This window comes from Kitasatospora sp. NPDC001540 (assembly GCF_042894345.1).
GTDB lineage: Bacteria > Actinomycetota > Actinomycetes > Streptomycetales > Streptomycetaceae > Kitasatospora > Kitasatospora phosalacinea_C.
In genome coordinates, this window is sequence record NZ_JBIAVO010000020.1 from 88,892 (window position 1) to 105,420 (window position 16,529).

Annotated in this window: 20 protein-coding genes; 5 read left to right on the plus strand and 15 right to left on the minus strand. The window is 70.5% G+C overall.

The window, feature by feature from the left end; genetic code table 11:
- Positions 1 to 97: 97 nt before the first annotated feature.
- Positions 98 to 490: an ATP-binding protein gene (locus ACFY00_RS23125; protein WP_388033466.1), complete on the plus strand. Its 393-nt coding sequence runs from the start codon at positions 98 to 100 to the stop codon at positions 488 to 490.
- A 167-nt stretch (positions 491 to 657) separates the two neighbouring features.
- Positions 658 to 1,446, plus strand: coding sequence for a hypothetical protein (locus ACFY00_RS23130; protein WP_388033389.1), 789 nt, complete (start codon positions 658 to 660; stop codon positions 1,444 to 1,446).
- Here ACFY00_RS23130 and ACFY00_RS23135 read toward each other — a convergent pair.
- Positions 1,344 to 2,024, minus strand: a complete 681-nt coding sequence (locus ACFY00_RS23135; protein WP_388033390.1) for a DUF4241 domain-containing protein — start codon at positions 2,022 to 2,024, stop codon at positions 1,344 to 1,346. The two genes, ACFY00_RS23130 and ACFY00_RS23135, sit on opposite strands and share 103 nt — an antisense overlap.
- Positions 2,025 to 2,665: 641 nt before the next feature.
- Between ACFY00_RS23135 and ACFY00_RS23140 the strand changes: the two genes are divergently transcribed.
- On the plus strand, positions 2,666 to 3,079 hold the full coding sequence (locus tag ACFY00_RS23140) for an NUDIX hydrolase (protein ID WP_388033392.1): 414 nt from the start codon (positions 2,666 to 2,668) through the stop codon (positions 3,077 to 3,079).
- A gap of 28 nt (positions 3,080 to 3,107) precedes the next feature.
- Positions 3,108 to 3,680, plus strand: coding sequence for a GNAT family N-acetyltransferase (locus ACFY00_RS23145; RefSeq protein ID WP_388033394.1), 573 nt, complete (start codon positions 3,108 to 3,110; stop codon positions 3,678 to 3,680).
- A gap of 268 nt (positions 3,681 to 3,948) precedes the next feature.
- Here ACFY00_RS23145 and ACFY00_RS23150 read toward each other — a convergent pair whose 3' ends face one another.
- The 13 genes from ACFY00_RS23150 to ACFY00_RS23210 all read right to left on the minus strand — a co-directional run bounded on the left by ACFY00_RS23150 (position 3,949) and on the right by ACFY00_RS23210 (position 14,690).
- A complete protein-coding gene (locus ACFY00_RS23150) occupies positions 3,949 to 4,305 on the minus strand; it encodes a hypothetical protein (RefSeq protein ID WP_388033395.1) in 357 nt (118 codons plus the stop codon).
- A complete protein-coding gene (locus tag ACFY00_RS23155) occupies positions 4,302 to 4,763 on the minus strand; it encodes a prevent-host-death family protein (protein WP_388033397.1) in 462 nt (153 codons plus the stop codon). Before ACFY00_RS23155 ends, ACFY00_RS23150 begins: the two co-directional genes overlap by 4 nt.
- Positions 4,764 to 5,175: 412 nt before the next feature.
- Positions 5,176 to 5,442 (minus strand): Txe/YoeB family addiction module toxin, encoded by a 267-nt coding sequence (locus tag ACFY00_RS23160; RefSeq protein WP_014136783.1) that lies wholly within the window; start codon positions 5,440 to 5,442, stop codon positions 5,176 to 5,178.
- Positions 5,439 to 5,717, minus strand: coding sequence for a type II toxin-antitoxin system Phd/YefM family antitoxin (locus ACFY00_RS23165; protein WP_388033399.1), 279 nt, complete (start codon positions 5,715 to 5,717; stop codon positions 5,439 to 5,441). The genes ACFY00_RS23160 and ACFY00_RS23165 overlap by 4 nt, the downstream gene beginning before the upstream one ends.
- Before the next feature lie 73 nt (positions 5,718 to 5,790).
- Entirely contained in the window at positions 5,791 to 6,696 is a 906-nt protein-coding gene (locus ACFY00_RS23170; RefSeq protein WP_388033400.1) for a GIY-YIG nuclease family protein, read from the minus strand.
- Positions 6,697 to 6,997: 301 nt separating this feature from the next.
- Complete coding sequence (locus ACFY00_RS23175) at positions 6,998 to 8,032, minus strand: UDP-N-acetylmuramate dehydrogenase (protein WP_388033402.1); 1,035 nt, start codon at positions 8,030 to 8,032, stop codon at positions 6,998 to 7,000.
- An 11-nt stretch (positions 8,033 to 8,043) separates the two neighbouring features.
- Positions 8,044 to 9,087, minus strand: a complete 1,044-nt coding sequence (locus tag ACFY00_RS23180; protein ID WP_388033403.1) for a serine hydrolase domain-containing protein — start codon at positions 9,085 to 9,087, stop codon at positions 8,044 to 8,046.
- Between the two features lie 2 nt (positions 9,088 to 9,089).
- Complete coding sequence (locus ACFY00_RS23185; protein ID WP_388033405.1) at positions 9,090 to 10,394, minus strand: UDP-N-acetylglucosamine 1-carboxyvinyltransferase; 1,305 nt, start codon at positions 10,392 to 10,394, stop codon at positions 9,090 to 9,092.
- Positions 10,395 to 10,396: 2 nt separating this feature from the next.
- Positions 10,397 to 11,137, minus strand: a complete 741-nt coding sequence (locus ACFY00_RS23190; protein ID WP_388033407.1) for a hypothetical protein — start codon at positions 11,135 to 11,137, stop codon at positions 10,397 to 10,399.
- A 379-nt stretch (positions 11,138 to 11,516) separates the two neighbouring features.
- Positions 11,517 to 12,896: a multiprotein-bridging factor 1 family protein gene (locus ACFY00_RS23195; RefSeq protein ID WP_388033409.1), complete on the minus strand. Its 1,380-nt coding sequence runs from the start codon at positions 12,894 to 12,896 to the stop codon at positions 11,517 to 11,519.
- 289 nt (positions 12,897 to 13,185) lie between these two features.
- Entirely contained in the window at positions 13,186 to 13,833 is a 648-nt protein-coding gene (locus tag ACFY00_RS23200) for a DNA-3-methyladenine glycosylase I (protein WP_388033411.1), read from the minus strand.
- Complete coding sequence (locus ACFY00_RS23205; protein WP_388033412.1) at positions 13,830 to 14,114, minus strand: YciI family protein; 285 nt, start codon at positions 14,112 to 14,114, stop codon at positions 13,830 to 13,832. Before ACFY00_RS23205 ends, ACFY00_RS23200 begins: the two co-directional genes overlap by 4 nt.
- Positions 14,115 to 14,123: 9 nt before the next feature.
- Positions 14,124 to 14,690, minus strand: a complete 567-nt coding sequence (locus tag ACFY00_RS23210; RefSeq protein ID WP_388033414.1) for a TetR/AcrR family transcriptional regulator — start codon at positions 14,688 to 14,690, stop codon at positions 14,124 to 14,126.
- Between the two features lie 156 nt (positions 14,691 to 14,846).
- On the opposite strand from ACFY00_RS23210, the gene ACFY00_RS23215 reads away from it, so the two are divergent.
- Entirely contained in the window at positions 14,847 to 15,989 is a 1,143-nt protein-coding gene (locus ACFY00_RS23215; RefSeq protein ID WP_388033415.1) for an alkene reductase, read from the plus strand.
- 209 nt (positions 15,990 to 16,198) lie between these two features.
- Here the strand turns inward: ACFY00_RS23215 and ACFY00_RS23220 are convergent, their stop codons facing one another.
- Positions 16,199 to 16,516, minus strand: a complete 318-nt coding sequence (locus ACFY00_RS23220; protein ID WP_388033417.1) for a hypothetical protein — start codon at positions 16,514 to 16,516, stop codon at positions 16,199 to 16,201.
- Positions 16,517 to 16,529: the final 13 nt, after the last annotated feature.

Consider the following 16,529-nt stretch of genomic DNA (forward strand, 5'->3'; position numbering starts at 1 on the left):
GGGCCGCCCCGCCCCCGCCACGCCGGCTCCGGACCGCCGCGCCTCCCAGGAGGACCGGACCCCGGGCCCGGACGAGTCCGGGTCCGCGCTGAAAGCGATGGGCTGGGCCCGCACCCTGCCCCTCTCCAGCGGCGTCCGGGCCGGTCGCGCCTGGGCCCGCCGCCACCTCGACGAACTCGGCTGGACCGAGCACGCCGCCGAGACCGCGGACGACGTCCTCCTCACCGTCTCCGAACTCCTCACCAACGCCCACCTGCACGCCCACAGCGACGCCCACATCGTCCTCACCTGGGACGGCTCCTGCCTGTACGTCAGCGTCCACGACGATTCCCCGGACCTGCCCCGCCCCCGCGAAGCCGGGCTCGACACCACCTCCGGCCGCGGCATGGCCCTGGTCGACGCCCTCGCCGACAACTGGCAGGCCCGCGCCGACGAACGGGGCAAGACCGTCACCGCCTGCTTCCACCCCCCGGGCCGCCCCGCCCACTGAACCACCCACCGCGCCACGGGAGCGGCCCCGGCCGGACGGTCGCGGACGGCTCGGACCTTCCGCACCACGACGTGGTCCGGCAACAGCCCCTCCCGGTCTTCGACAGCACCCGGCCCCATGCCCGCGGGTGGCCGCGCCATCGGCGCGGCCACCCGCGCCGGATCGCCGTGGTGGTCGACCGGCGCCGCCGGCCGCGCCTCCTCCCGGTGGGCGGCGGGCTTGACGCCGACCCGGGCCGGCACGCGGCCCGGATCGTCGGAGTTCGCGCCCGCGAGCAGCCGCACGGACGGCGCGGCGAGCCCCAGTGGCGAGCCCCACGCGTTCCGCAGCGCCGCCGCCAGGTGCAGCCGCCCGTCGCCGACCGGCCACACCAGGGCGTGGTCGGCCGGCGCCCCCAGGGCGGCCGCCAACCCGTCGGCGCGGGCGCCGTGCCCCGCGTCCAGCAGGTCCGCCAGCTCACCACCGGGACGGTCGACGACCGCACCGGGGTCGTCGTCAAGGAGGTGGGCCCGTACGCGTCCTGGCCCGCCTTGAAGGGCGTCACCCGGATCGACACCGTCCTGCCCGTCTTCGACGAGCAGGAGGTCAACGGGAAGAGCGCGTACTGGGTCTTCCACACCGTGGACGGCAACCAGTTCCACCGCTACGTCACGATCGGCGCCGCCGAGCCCCACCCCGGCCAACTGGTGGCCGACGACCAGCCGGTGAGCAGGTGGCGATCGTTCGGCGGCTCCACTCCCGTCACCCACGTCGACGCCTTCCTGCCGGTGCCCGACCAGCGGCCGGCCGCCGACGGCTCGTTCTGGTGCTGGATGTTCCACCACACCCCGGTCGGCCAGCGCTACCGGCTGAGCTACTCGTCGACAGAGTCGCGGCCTGGCTGCGGCACCACGAAGAACTCCGTCACGAAGCCGGTGATCGTGCCGTCGACGCTTCGGCCGACCCACGTCGGGTAGTGGCCGTCGCCCCAACCCGAGGAGAAGGCAACGAGGCTGTGGCCGCTCTCGGGGTCAGTGAGAACGGCCGGGGCGCGCACCATGGAGTTCTCCTCACCGAACAGGGCCGCCGCCAGGAGTTCGTAGTCCTTAGCGAGCAGGTCGCCGAGCGGGGTGCCGGCGGTGGCGTCGACGAAACAGCCGGTCCCGGCGTCGACGCCGTAGCCGAAGAACTCCGTGTCGTCGAGGTCATCGAGGGCTTGGCCGTCACTCAGGGCCAGCGTCCACTCCACAGTCGGCTTGTCGCTCACCTGCAGCCAGGCGGCGGCGACACGTTCATCCACGACCTCGCGGACTTCGCCCCGAGCGATCTCGACGACCGAGAGAACGACCGGGTGGGTGCCCGGATCCACTTCAGCCGTGAAGGGCTCCAGGTCGTCATCGAGGCCGATGAACGGATCGCAGGCCGCGACCTTGCCCGAGGGCAGGGCGAGCGCGGTCTCGGGCAGTGCGGTCACTGTGGCCGTCGTGCCTTGGCCGCAGTCGTACGCACTGCCAGCTGTGAACAGGCGCACCACATCAGGGGCAGCAAGCGGCATCGGGGCTCAACCTCGTGGTGGGGGAACAGGTGGCCGGCCGGTCGGGGCTTCAACGGGACTGATCCCTTGAAGGTCGGTCTGGCCTTGCTCGCCAGACGGTAGCTCGTCACACGGACAGGTGGGGGTGGGACCAGGAAGGCTGCGACGGCTGTCGAGGTGGGCTCGCGGCGGGGGGACGGTACCCGGTCCGTCCCGTACAGGAGAAGGCCTCCAGCCCGCCCAGCGACGTCGCCGCCTCGGCGTGCGCGGCCGGTTCCCCCAGGGCCGGAGCGAACAGGGCGGCGGCCGCCAGGGCCATGGACGGGCGGCGCCGCGCATCGTCCTCCTCGGCAGCGGAAGTGCTCGTCAGCGTAGCCGGGCTGGGCTTCCGCGGGCGTGATCCCGGTCGGTCAGCAGCCGGTTGCGGCAAGGCGATCAGCTCGGCGAGGCCGCCCTCCAGGACGTCGGCGAAGCACCAGCTACAGGACGCTACCGCACCGAGCTTCGCGGGAGCGAGCACCAGAAGAGCGCGCACATCCGTCGTTCGGTAGCCGGACGCGACGTTGTCGGGGGTCCAGGAGCGGTTGCTCGAAGGCCGGGTTCGTTCGTCCCCGGGGCCGATAGGCTCTCCCCGCCTGTTGCCCCGCTCTGGAGGAGCTGACGTGACACAGCGAACTGCCGAAGACCGTCTGGGGATTGCTGCTGCGATCGTGGTCCAGGAAGGCCGCCTCCTCATGGTCCGGCGGCGGATCGGCGAGGGTCAGCTCTCGTGGCAGTTTCCGGCCGGCGAGATCGAGTCCGGTGAATCGCCCGAGCAGGCGGCCGTCCGTGAGACCGCGGAAGAGACCGGGCTCGGAGTGGTGGCGGTCAAGCTCCTCGGCGAGCGCGTCCACCCGAAGACCGGTCGGCTGATGACCTACACGGCCTGCGAGGTCGTCAGCGGCACCGCCGAGGTGGTGGACACCGAGGAGTTGGACGCGCTCGCCTGGGTGGCTCTCGCCGAGATCCCCGAGTACGTGCCGTACGGGCTCTTCGAGCCGGTGCAGGAGTACCTGAACGTCACGCTCCCTTCATGATCACGCTGAACCGAAGGACGCCTGCTTCGTGAATCCGGTCCGTCTGTCCGGCCCGCGCTTGACGCTGCGGGAAGTCGATCCCGGAGACGCCGATGCCCTGCTGGCCATCTACGGCGATCCCGAGGCCACCCGGCACCTCAGCTTCGAGCCCCGCACCGTCGAGCAGGTCCAGGCGATCGTCGACCGCTCCATCGCCTCCGCGGCCGAAACGCCGAGGACCGAGTACGGCCTCGCCATCACCCACCACGGCGACCAACAGCTCATCGGCTACGCGCGGTTGGCGACCGAGCCCCAGCAGGCGGCCACGATCGGATTCGCCCTCCACCCGGCCGAGTGGGGAAGGGGACTGGGCGTGGAGACCGTCCACCTGCTCTGCGCGCTCGGCTTCGACGTCCTCGGCCTGCACCGCATCTGGGCCGCCCGCTCACCCCTCAACGAGACGTCCGCCCGCACCCTCCTGCGGGCGGGCATGACCGAGGACGGCCGGATCCGCGACCACGTCTTCGTCCGCGGTGCCTGGCGGGACTCGATCACCTACTCGATCCTGGAGCACGAGTGGACGCCGCCCGACGGGCTGGGGGCCGTTGCCGTCCAGGACTGAGTTCTGGAGTTCCGAGAAAACCCGGTCGGGAGTGCAGATGGGGCCTTCGATCAGGCGGAGGTTACGAGATTCGAACTCGTGAGGGGTTGCCCCCAACACGCTTTCCCATTCTTCCGAACGGTGCCCGCCGGGGTTCGCCCCCGTCCTGACCTGCGGCGCAGCGCACGGCTGGGCGGCGGCTGAACTTGGTTGGACGGGGGTGAACGAGACCGGAGTTGAGACCACGCCGCCTGTCGCCGGCAGCCGGATCGATCCGCTCCGCTGCCAGTCAGCTGTCCGTGTCTTTGGGATGCCGGGGCGAGGCGTAGACGAGGTGGACGGTCCGGCCCGGCTCGTCGACGAGGTAGCGCACGCGCCCGCCGGCGGTCACCTCGTACTCCCACTGCGGTAGCTCGTCCCCTCCGAGGACGCGGGTGGCGAGGCGGCCCCGGAGTCGGTGCTGCCGATCGGGGTCACCCGCGGACAGGGGATTGGTGCGGAGGGCCTCGAAGCAGCGCCGAGTGTTTCCCGGCGCCTCCGCGTAGAGGTCGCCCCATCCCTTGGCTGCTTCGTTGGTGGCGAACCGCAGCCGCCACTCGTCACCGACCGGTGGCGGCGGGACGTCGCCTCCGCGCTTGGGGCTCACGGGGCGGGTACCTCGCCGTGGTCATCGCCGGGGAGCGGTTCGGTGAGCCGGGCGCTCAGTTCGGGGTCCGCCAGGATCCTCGCGGTGGCCCGCCACTCGACGATCACACGGTGCAGGTTGGCGTGTACGTCCAACTCCACCACATCGCGGGTGGCGTTCACGAGGTCGACGACGAACTCGCGCACCTCCTCGGCCGACAGGTGCCGGGTCCAGGGAAAGACTTGGGGAAGGGCGAGGAGGACCGCGCGCGCACCCTCGTCGCTGGTGATCAGGGCCGCGAACAGGCGCGCGGTGACATCCGCGGTCTCCTCGCGCTGACGGTCGTGACGTTCGGTGGTGAGGTACAGGTCCTCGCCGTCACGACGGGTGACGTGGACGCGCTGCGCCTGCTCGACGGTGTCCGCGACGCGCTTCGAGTTCTTCGACAGGTCGGAGAACGACACGGTGAGAGTGGACATGCGGCCACGCTACTTCGGAATACGTTCCGAAGTCAACGCGCGGGTGCACCTGACTGGGTGCAGACTCCCGCGCCATGCTGCTCCGATCAGCGAGGGTGGTCCTGCGACCGGCGGCCGACGTGGTGTGCTCCTGGTGCGATCTCCGACCTGCCCTCTCAAGCCGTTCTGATCAACCGCCAGGAAACGCCGAAGGCCCGGACCGCAAGTGCGGTCCGGGCCCTCGATCAGGCGGAGGATGCGAGATTCGAACTCGTGAGGGGTTGCCCCCAACGCGCTTTCCAATTCTCCTCGGTGCCGCCCGTCGAGGTCCGTACCTGTTCTGACCAGCAGCGGAGAGAAGCTTCGGGCGGTGCTTGAACCCAGCCGGGCCGGGGTGAACGAGACCAGGAATGAGACCACGGGGCCTCGTGTCTCACTTGCCGTAGTGGTAGCGGCAGGCGATGACGCACAAGGTGTCGGCCTGCTCGTCCAGGACGTAGATCAAGCGGTGCTCCTGGTCGATTCTGCGGGACCAGGCGCCGGCGAGTTCGTGCCGCAGGGGTTCGGGTTTGCCGATGCCCTCGTTGCCGTTTCGACGGATGTCGTCGATCAACAGGTTGATGCGCTTGAGGAGTCGGCGGTCGTCCGCCTGCCAGGACAGGTAGTCGGCCCAGCCGTGTTCGGTGAACTGGACTTTCACGCGCTCTGCTCGGCGAGGTCCTCGGGGTCGATCAGTTCGCGGGTCGCCGTACGGCCTTCCCGGTACTCCTGCAGGGAGCGGCGAAGGTGTTCGGCGTTGGCCGGTGACCGCAGCAGGTAGTCGGTCTCGCGGAGCGAGGCGTACTCGGCCAGCGAGACGACGACCAGCGGCTCGTGGCCGGCGCGTGTGATGACGAGCTCTTCGGCGTCGCTTTCGACGGCGTCCAGTGCGGCGGCAAGGTTGCCGCGGAGCTCGGTGGCACTCATCGTCTTCATGGCGTACAGAATAACGTACATCCGCTGAGCGGGCCAGGGTGATGACGAATGCGGGTCGCTGATGGGACGTGGATCAAGGGGCGGCGCCCTCGGTGGCTCGTTCTTGGTTCTGCTTCAACGTGCGGCCGTAAGCATCCTTCCACTCGTCCCGGCCGTTCTTGCTCCCGCCCGACAGTACGCTCGCGGCGCTCGAAGGGCTGTCGAAGATGTGGGTCCTGGTCAGCCTCACCTGCTCAGTTCCGTGGTCGACCAGGATGCCGTCTGCGATCAGCCTGTCCCGCTGTGCTTCGTAGCCCCGACTCATGACTTTCTTCTCCTTGCGGCCGTATGCGCCCTCGATGACGGTGAAGCCCCGGGGGTCGTCCCGCCCGGTGGCCTCGGTCAGCACCGTTTTGAGGAAGTAGGTGCTGCCCTCCGGGGCTGCCACTGCCACAGCGGTCTCAGAAGTGGCGGAACTGCTCTCGAGGATCTCGAAGTAAGGCGCACCGACCATGGGAAGGAGCGTCAGGGCGTTCTCCAGGTACCACTCCATGTCTGCCTGGTCCGGTTCGCTCAGGTAGGGCAGCTGAGGGGCCGTTCCATTGTCCAGGGTTGCCGTGCCGGCCTCCATGGCGATCTGGAGCAGTCTGGCTTCGAGCCACCGCACGTGTGCCTTGTTGAGGGAGTCGTCCTTCGTGGTCAGCACGTAGCCCTGGCTCCAGAAGTCCTTTTCCCGGTGGTGGTTGTCGAGGCGAACGCGGACTTCGTCTCCCTCTCCGACGTAGAGGCGGGGCGTGTCATTCTCGTCCCGCCCCACGAGCACGTAGACGCCTGTCCGTTTGACCTCGGGGCGCTGCCGAGCCTCGGCGTAGCCGGGCCGGGCAAACGTGAGGCACGTGCCCGTCCATCCGGTTCGATCCACGGTACGAAGGCCCTGAGGGGTCCCGTCGATCAAGAAGATCCGTACGGTGACGCCGCGAGCTCCGGAAGCATTCGACATGGCAGGCATGCTGACACGGCCTGACAGGTCCGCGTGCCTCTTCGGAGTGGATGCTTGTGGGGGCGGCGGGTTGGAAACGCCGAAGGCCCGGACCGCTGGTGCGGTCCGGGCCTTCGATCAGGCGGAGGATACGAGATTCGAACTCGTGAGGGGTTGCCCCCAACACGCTTTCCAATTCTCCCGAACGCTGTCCGCCGGGGTTCACGCCCGTCCTGACCTGCGGCGGAGCGAACCGCTGGGAGGCGGCCGAACCCGGCTGGACGGGGGTGAATGAGACCAAAACTGAGACCAGCCCTGGGCCTCACGGCCAGGCGCCGACCATCGCTGGCTCAGGCTGCAGTGCGATCCCGGTCGCGATCTCGACCTGGGCCGAAAGCTCGGTGAGGGCCTGGACGAAGCCCGTCGCGGTCGCTCCGTCGTGGGTGGTGAGAGTGAGGGTCCGGCGGTCTGAGCAGCGGATGCCGTCTGCGATCTTGTAGCCGGGGCGGTAGCCGATGTGTTCCAGCAGCCAGCCGGCGCTGGCTCGGAGCTGCCCGTCGCTGTCGGTGTGGGTGGGGCATCCGGCGGCGGACAAGCGGGTGGCCTGGGTGGCGGTGACGGGCGGGTTGAGGAAGACCGATCCGGCCTGGCGGGCGGCGGGGCCGTGCGGGTCGAGGAGAAGTCCGCGGCGGTGGCGGTTGGCGAGAACGGCGGCTGTCACCTCGGCGACGGGCGGCCGGGTGCCGATGGATGTGCCGAGTTCGTCCGCGAGCGGCTGGTAGGTGATCGGGGCGGCCGGTGAGCGGGTGAGGTGGAACGTCGCCGTGAGGACGGTCCAGCGGCCGGGGTTGCTCTTGAACCTGCTGTCACGGTGGCGCAGGCGGCACGCCTCGGCGGGCAGAGTCCGCATGCGGCCCATCTCCCAGTCCCACACGGTCAGGTGGTCGAGGGTGTCGGAGATCTGCTGACCGTAGGCGCCGGCGTTCTGAACGGGGGCCGCCCCGGTGGTGCCGGGGATGCCGGCCAGGCACTCTATCCCGGCCAGGTGCTCGGCGGCGGCCCAGGCGGTGAGGTCGGTGAGCGGGTGTCCGGCCTGCACGGTGACGTCGACCGTGATGTCGTCCACGCGGGCGGCGGTGATGCCCCGGGTGTTCATGACTACGACGGTGCCGGGGTGTCCGGCGTCGGAGGCGATGACGTTGCTGCCGTAGCCCAGCACCACGGGTGCCTGTTCGTGGCGCTGCCCGATCGTCCTGACGGCGTCGGCCCAGTCGGCGGGGGTGGAGATCGTCAGAACGTGCTCGGCGGGGCCGCCGAGCCGCAGGGTGGTGAGGGACGCGAGCGTGGTGCTGGGCACGGGTGGCCCTCCTAGGGTTCGTCGGTGATCGCCTTCAGGGCGAGGGCCCGCAGCGGGGCGAGGCGGGCGCGGTTGTCCTGGTGGTGGTAGACGGCATTGGTGCAGATGGCCAGGTAGCGGCCGGTGGCCGGGGCGAGGTAGAGGCTGGTACCGGTGAAGCCGTGGTGGTAAGCGATCCGGCCCTCGTCGGCGAGGATCCAGGCCAGGCCACGATCGAGGCCCGGCTCGATCTCGGCCTGTGGCTGCATGCTGTGGGCGAGCCAGCGGCCCAGGGGCCCGCCGGTGGCGTGCGAGGACAGCAGGTGGGTGGCGAAGGTGGCGAGGTCGGCCGGGGTGGTGAACACCCCGGCGTGGCCGGCGACTCCGCCGAGCAGGGCGGCGTTGTCGTCGTGCGGCATCCCCCACAGCCGGGGCCCGCCGGTCAGCCGCTGCTCGGTCGGGGCGACGCGGGCAGAGCGGGCGACGGGCCCGTAGGTGGTGGCCGTCATGCCGATGTGCTGCCAGAGCTCGGCCGCCAGCTCGTCCAGGCGCTGGCAGCGGTAGTGGGCCAGGGCCAGGCCGACGAGGATGAAACCGCGGTTGATGTAGCGGTGTCCGGCTCCGGGTTCGGCGATCAGGTCCTCGCCGCAGATCAGTTCGGCCAGCGGCTCGGTGCGATTGCGGTACTGGTCGAGGCGGGTGTCGGCCCGCAGGCCGGAGGTGTGGGCCAGGATCTGGCGAATCGTCACCTGGCCTCCGGTGGCCTGGGCCGGGATGCCGGTCAGCAGTTCGCGGATCGGGGTGTCCAGGGTGAAGCCGTCCATGAGGGAGGTGCCGACCAGCGGCCAGGTGGCCAGGACCTTGGTCAGCGAGGCTACGTCGTACACCGTGTCCGGCCCCGGCCGGGCGTCGCCGCACTCGGGGGCGACGACGCCGGAGGCCAGGTAACCGGGCTCGGTGTCGAAGGTGCCGTGGGCGATGACGCCGCCGGGCACGGTGCCGTCTGCGGTCATCAGGTCCAGGCACTCGCGCAGGTCGGCGAGCGCGTTCGGGGTCCACGGCACGGTGTTGGTCACGGCTACTCCTGGTCGATCGTCAGGTTGGCACCGAGCGCGGCCAACTTCGGCAGCAAGCTGCCGTATCCGCGCCGCAGGTGATACATCCCTCGGATCGTAGAGGTGCCCTCGGCGGCCAGGGCGGCGATCACGAGAGCGGTCACCGCCCGGATGTCCTCCCCGGCCATGTCGGCGCTGGTGAGGGCGGACCGGCCCCGGACGGTGATCACTGAGCCGGTCGCGTTGACGGCGGCGCCGAACGCGGCCAGGGCCGACAGGTGGGTGTCGCGCTGGGTGTAAATCCGCTCGTCGATGCGGGAGGTGCCCTCGGCCTGGGTGAGGAAGGCGGTCAGTTGCGGCTGCACGTCGGTCGGGAACCCCGGGTGTGGGCCGGTGGCCATCTGTACCGGCCGAGGCCCGGCCGGGGTGCTGACGGCAGTGCCGCCGTCCATCGGGTCGAGCTGGATTCCGGCGTCGGCGAACACCGACACCAGCCCGTCCGGGAACGCGGCCGGCGGGAAGGCGTCCAGGTGGACGGTGCCACCGGTGATGGCGGCGGCCAGTGCGAGGGTGGCGGCCTCCAGCCGGTCCGGCGGCACGGTGAACACCCCGCCCCGGATGCGGTCGGTGCCAGTGACGTTCAGGGCCGTCCTGCCCCGCCACTCGATGCCGACGCCGGCCTGCGAGAGCAGGGCGGCGGTGTGGGTGACCTCGGGCTCCACACTGGGGTTGAGGATCGCGGAGGTGCCCGGGGTGCGGGCGGCCAGCAGCATCGCGGTGACGGTCGCACCCAGGCTCGGCCCCCACGAGCGGGTCTCGGCGTCGGTGATGAACGGCAGCCGCTTGCCGGTGAAGCGGGCCCGCACCCGGCCTCGGTTCACCTCGACCTCGGCCCCGGCGGCTTCCATCGCGGCCAGGTGCCGGTCGATGTAGCGGGCGCAGAAGGCGTCCCCGCCAGGGGTGGGGAAGGTGACCTTGCCGGCGCGGGCCAGCAGGGCGCCGCCCATCACCGCAGTGGTGCGGATGCGCCGTCCGAGGTCGTCCGGGATGACGGGGAAGTAGGCGTCGGCCGGGCGGGTGGCGAACTCGTCGCCGGTCACGGTGGCGCGGGTGCCGGTGCGGTGCAGGATGTCGGCGACCACGGCGGTGTCGAGGATCGCGGGCGCACGGAGGAGGGTGATCGGTTCGTCGGCGAGGATCGCGGCGGCGTACAGGTGCAGGGCGATGTTCTTGCTGCCCTGGACGGTGGCGGTGCCGGTCAGGCGGCGGCCTCCGGTGATCCGTACGGCCCGCTGGTCGGTCGTCGAGGTGGTGTCGGTGGTGGGCATGGTCACCTTCCCTGGCTTCCGGCCGGGAAGAAGCCCCCGACCTGGGTCTTCGGGTAGAGCAGGGTGTGCGCGCCGATGAGGGTGGCGGGCTGGAGTACGGTGCCGGCGGGAACGATCACGCCGTCGCCGATCACCGCGCCGAACTTCGTCTGGCCGGTGGCGATGCGCCGGCCGTCGAGGTGGGCGCAGACCTCGTCGGTGGCCGGTTCGGTGACCGGTCCGGAGGTGACCCGCAGGCCGGTGGTGGACACGAACGCGCCGATGTTGACGCCGAGGCCGAGCACGGAGTCCCCGACGAAGCTGGTGTGCTTCATGAAGACGCCACCGGTCAGCAGGGAGCGGGTGACCTCGGCGCCGAAGCCGATCTGGCAGCCGGGGCCGACGACGGTGTTGTCGCGCACCCGGGCGCCGGCCTCGATCACGGCGCCGGGGCAGACCAGCACCGGGCCGGTGACGAACGCGCCTTCGGCGATGACGGCCCCGGGCGCCACGATCACGTGGCCCCGAACGGTGGCGCCGGGCTCGATGGTCCCGGTCGCCTCCGGCAGGGGGACGTCCAGGTTGCCGGCCAGCAGGTCGGTGATGGCCTTCTTGAGGCCGAACACGGTCGGGCAGCAGTTCAGCAGGTGCAGCACGACCGGGTCTGTGACGTGCTCGGTGTCGAAGTAGTACGCGGGCGTGGTGCGGTAGTCGATGCGCTCCATTTCGGCGTGCAGCGCAGGCGCGTCGGTCAGACGGTGCATGGCTGGATCTCCTCTCGGGCGAGCGAGTGGAAGAAGGGGAGGGGCCGTCGCGACGGCCTCCGGGTGCCTCAGGAGGCAGGCAGGTCGGGCGCGGTCGCCGCAATCTGGGGGCTGGCCTCGGCCGGCTGGTTATGAACAGCCAGGCCAAGCAGGGCGAGCACGGGAAGGTGCAAGGCGGCCCAGGATGCGGTGAGGAAGGCGCCGAGCCGGTCACGATCGGCTGGGGCGGCGTGCCGCCGGTTGGCGGGCGGCGGGGAGGTGCTGGGCGTTGGCATGGGAGGGCCTTCGGCAGCAGGGGGAGGAGTGGACGTTCCCCAGTGAACTGCCGGGCGGAAGGCTGGATCCGTAGCCGGACTACGGCCCGTAGTCCGGCTACGGGTCAGACGATCTGAACGCCCGCTCGGGCGGCGAAGCCCCGTACGCCGGGCAGCTTGCGATCGTGCCGGAGCAGGGGGGTGACGAGGTCGCGGACGGCACCCCGGCGGATTTCCTGCGGGGCCGCCTCCTCGGCGGCCAGCAGAGCCCGGTAGCACTGCTCCGGCTTGCCCCACTGGTCGAACGCACGAGCCACGTCGGTGAAGAAGCGGGCCTGCCGCTCGGCGGTCGGCAGCGCGGTGGGGTCGATCGTGGAGGCCAGCTCGATTGCCCGGCCAGCGTCGCCGAGCTCGTAATGCACCGACAACTCGTGCAGGGCGACGCCCTGGATGCCGTCCACCAGGCCGGAGGCCCGGCCGGCAGCTGCGGCGCTGTCGGCAGCCTCACGGATTAGCGAGTGTGCGTAGGCGCGGTCGCCGGTCTTCGCGGCGGTGTAGGCCGCAGTGGCGTACAGGTCGCCGCGGGCGGCCAGGCGGGCGGACTCGGGCACCGTGGTGTCGGCGAGGAGCTCTTCGGCGGCGACCACCACGATGTCGGTTGCCCGGGCCAGGCTGCCCTGGCGTCGCCAGGCGCTGGAGACCATCCGCTGTGCCTCGGCGACCACCAGCGGGTCGCCGCCGTCCCGGGCGGCGGTGAGCGCACGGTCGGCGGTGATGGCCACCAGGTTGTTGTCGCCGATCTTGATGCACAGTCGGACCGCGAGGTTGTAGAGCCGAGCGACGTTGCGAGCCTGCTCTTCGGTGCTGCCGACCATCTGGGCTGCAGCGATCCGGCTCGGCAGAGCCTCGGCGAGTGCGTCGTACTTGGCTGCCTTGAATTCACGACGGGACGTCAGGAGGTAGGCAGAGACGGTCTCGTGGGTGGGCTCGCTGCGGGGCGCCGGAACCCGCCCTGTCCCGTAGAGCAGCAGGTCCTCCAGGCCGGCTAGCGGCGAGGCTGCCTCGGCGTGCGCGGCCTGCTGGCCGGCGACCGGGGTGAACAGGGCGGCAGCCGCCAGGGTCAGGAACGGGCGGCGTCGCACATCGTCCTCCTCGGCAGCGGAACTGCTCGTCAGCGTAGCCGAGGTGGACCTGCGGGGGCGGGACCTCGGCCGGTCTGCGGCTGGTTGCGGTAAGGCCATCAGCTTGTTGAGCTCGCAGCTCAGTACCTCCGCGAGGCGCCGGAGCAGGGTCAGGTCTTTCACCTGCTGCAAGTCCCGTTCGACCAGCGACATCCAGACCTCGCTGCGGTCGAGCTCAGCGGCGAGGCGGAGCTGGGTCCACTCCATCTCGGCGCGACGGAGCGCGATGAACTTGCCGAACGTGATGCCGTTGCCCCCCACGCTGGCCCCCGGTGCCGTGTTGAAGCCACTACGGATCGCTACCGTACCGATGCTGGGGGCCACGGTGTAGTGCTTTCGGACCGGAGCTGGCATTGACCGTGTTGTTCGGGAAGGGGTGGCGCTGCTGGTTCGTGGGCTGGCCCTGAAATGCCTGAGGTCCGCCGGGTAGGCGAACCTCAGGCTGTGGGTCATACCGGCGGAGATCACTTATCCCTGACGTGCCGTATTCCTGCCACCACCCATCAGGTGTGTCCTTCCTGCAGTCGGTTCGCTGAAGGCCGAGGTTGGAGAGTGCGGAGAGGACGTCGGCCGTGCTGCGCAGGTGGTGCGACCGGAGTAGCCTGGCTGGCCCCTACTGCCGAGGTCCGCTCCGGTCGGGCCCGGGGGTGGCCTGCCCAGGGCGGTGGAATTCTTCGCGGCTCTGCTGGACCTCGGGCCTGATCGTGCAGTCGCGGGCGTGGTCGTTGATCAGTCCCATGGCCTGCATGAACGCGAACACGGTGGTGGGCCCGACGAACTTCCAGCCGCGCTTCTTCAGGTCCTTCGACAGGGCGATCGAGGCGGGTGAGGTCGAGGCGGTCTGCGGCTCGGTCAGGTCGGCTGCGCCTGGTTCGTAGCGCCAGACGAACGCCGCCAACGACCCCTCGCGCTCGATGAGTTCCTCGGCCCGGCGGGCATTGTTGATCACCGCCTCGATCTTGCCGCGGTGCCGGACGATGCCCGCGTCACCCAGCAGGCGCTCGACGTCCTGCTGGCCGAACCGGGCGACGGCCGGGATGTCGAAGGCCGCAAAGGCGGAGCGGAAGTTCTCGCGCTTGGCCAGGATCGTGCGCCAGCTGAGCCCGGACTGGAAGCCCTCCAGGCTCAGCTTCTCGAACAGCCGCTGGTCGTCACCAACGGGGAAGCCCCACTCGGTGTCGTGGTAGGCGAGGAACTCCGGGGCGCCGCCGCTCCAGGGGCAGCGCGGTGCGCCGTCGGGGCCGAGGAACGGTGTCGTCACAGCAGGAAGCTCAGCCGCTCGTCCGCCATGCCCGGAGCGATCTCGATGATCTCCGCGGTGACGACGTCCTGGGCGACGAACGGGTCCTCGTTGACGCGCTTGCGCAGTTCCTCGGGCGAGGTGTTGTGGGCGAGGACCGCGCCGCCAAGGCCCGGCTGGATGCTGCCGACCAGCAGGAAGACCCCGTCGTCCAGGCCACGCTGGATCCACTCCTGGTGGCCGGCCATGTGCTGGGCGGCGTCAGCCTTGTTGTCCGAGAACCGGAGCAGGGCCACGAACATGCTTATCTCTCATCTCTCGTAGGTGTGCAGCCACTCGCGCATCCGGCCGACCTCGCGCTGGATGAACGCCTCGTCGTGGAAGGCGTTGGCCATGACGGCGACGCCCTGGCTGAACGCCAGCACGTGCATCGCCAGCTCGTCGGCCTGCTCGGCGTGCCCGAGCAGCGCGAACTGCTCGCGCAGCCACTCGCGGAACAGGGTGAACAGGCGGCCGGCCTGGCCGAGCATGGCGTGCTCCAACTTGGCCAGCTCCGTGGTCAGGGTGCCCACCGGGCAGCCGTAGTCCTGGATGTCGGCGCGGTTGGTCAGCACGATCTCCACGTACCGCATGATCCGCCCGGCCGGGGTCGGCGCCTCGGCCTCCCACTGTTCCAGCATCCGCCGGGTGTCGGCGAGGCGGGCGTCGATCACCGCGTCCAGGATCGCGTCCTTGGACTTGAAGTGGTAGTAGAAGTTACCCCGCGACAGCCCGACCGCACCGGCGATGTCCGCGAACGAGGTGTGCTCGTAACCACGGTGGTAGAAGAGCCGGTCGGCCGCCGCCACGATCTGTTCCCGGGTCGCCACAGCAGCCATGGTGATCCCCTTCCGATGCCGTAGGACAGTCGACCTAGAGCCACAACGTAGGTCAGCCGTCCTAGATCGTCAAGCCGTTGACACTGCCGAGACCAGCGACCTAGCGTGACGGCGCCCTAGGACGACTGTCCTACGATTCCATGGCTGGAGTTCCTCATGTCCCTCGACCTGTTCGCGCCGTTCGACCTGGGCGGCCTCACGCTCGCCAACCGGATGGTGATGGCGCCGATGACCCGCAACCGCGCCGAGGCTGACGGGCGTGTTCCTGCGCTGATGGTCGACCACTACCGTCAGCGCGCCACCGCGGGCCTGATCGTCGCGGAATCCACCACGGTCTCCCCGCAGGCGGTGGGCTACCCCTTCACGCCCGGCCTGCACACCGCCGCCCAGGCGGCGAGCTGGCGGCACCTGACCGACGCCGTCCACGCCGAGGGCGGGCGGATCTTCGTCCAGCTGCAGCACTGCGGCCGCATCTCCCACCCGAGCCTGCTGGACGGGCAGGCGCCCGTCGCCCCCTCGGCGCTCGCACCCGCGGGCCAGGCCGTCACCTACAGCGGCCCGCAGAACTTCGTCACGCCCCGCGCGCTCGGCACCGACGAGCTGCCGGACGTCGTCGACCAGTTCCGCCGTGCCGCCGCGCTCGCGAAGCAGGCGGGCTTCGACGGCATCGAGGTCCACGCCGGCAACGGCTACCTGATCGACCAGTTCCTGCGCGACGGCACCAACCACCGCACGGACGCCTACGGCGGCAGCGCGGCCAACCGCATGCGCCTACTGAACGAGGTCCTCGACGCCGTGTGCGAGCAGTGGCCCGCCGACCGGGTCGGGGTGCGCCTGACGCCGGAGAACGGCTTCAACTCGATGGCGGACTCCGACCCCCAGGGTCACTTCGAGTACTTCCTCGGGCAGCTGAGCCCGCGCGGCCTCGCCTATGTGCACGTACTGGAGGGCGGCATGGCGACGACGGCCGTCTCCCTCGACTACCGCGCACTGCGGGAGCGGTTCGCCGGCACGTACATCGCCAACAACGGCTACGACCTCGCCCGCGCCCAGGAAGCGGTGCACGCCGGGCATGCCGACCTGGTCGCCTTCGGCACGCCGTTCATCGCCAACCCGGACCTGGTCCGACGCTATCGGGCGAACCTGCCGCTGGCCGCAGCCGACCCGGCCACGTTCTACGGCGGCGGGGAGGTCGGCTACACGGACTACCCGTTCCATCAAGACGCCGAAGCCGCACACGCCCCCGTGGCCGGTGCCCGGCACGGCAACTCGCCGCACTCAGCCCTGGCCGGAGCTTAACGGCCACCGTCCCGACCGCACCCCGAGTCATCGACGCCACGATCTACCTGTGCGTTGCATCTACCGCAACATCGTTGAATCGACTACGCCCCCAGTCCTGGCACTGGAGGAGGGGACCGACCCGGGAGTCGGCCCCCTCGGAATCAGCAGGTCAACGGGCTTTACCGGCCATGCCGAGTGCCGCACCCGATGCGACGCCGCGCCGCTCGTTACGACCAGGTGGTGCCGGCGAGCAGGCCGTCGAAGGCGAGTGCCCGCATGGCGGTGTTGTAGTCGTCCCACTCGTGCTCGGGGGCGGTGAAGTGCAGGTCGAAGTAGGCGCGGGTGAGGTCGGGCTCGTGCCACTCGGCCGCGCAGCGGCAGCGGACGAAGACCTGCTGGCGGACGTTGAGGAGGAGCCAGTCCCGGCGGGCGCGGCAGTCGGGGCAGGTGATGGGGATGCCGCGGGCGTCGAGTTCGCCGGGGTGGGGGACGGCGCGGATGACGGCTCTGTGGTGGCCGTCGTGGTCGGTGCTGGGGTTGGTCAAGTGGTGCCCTTCG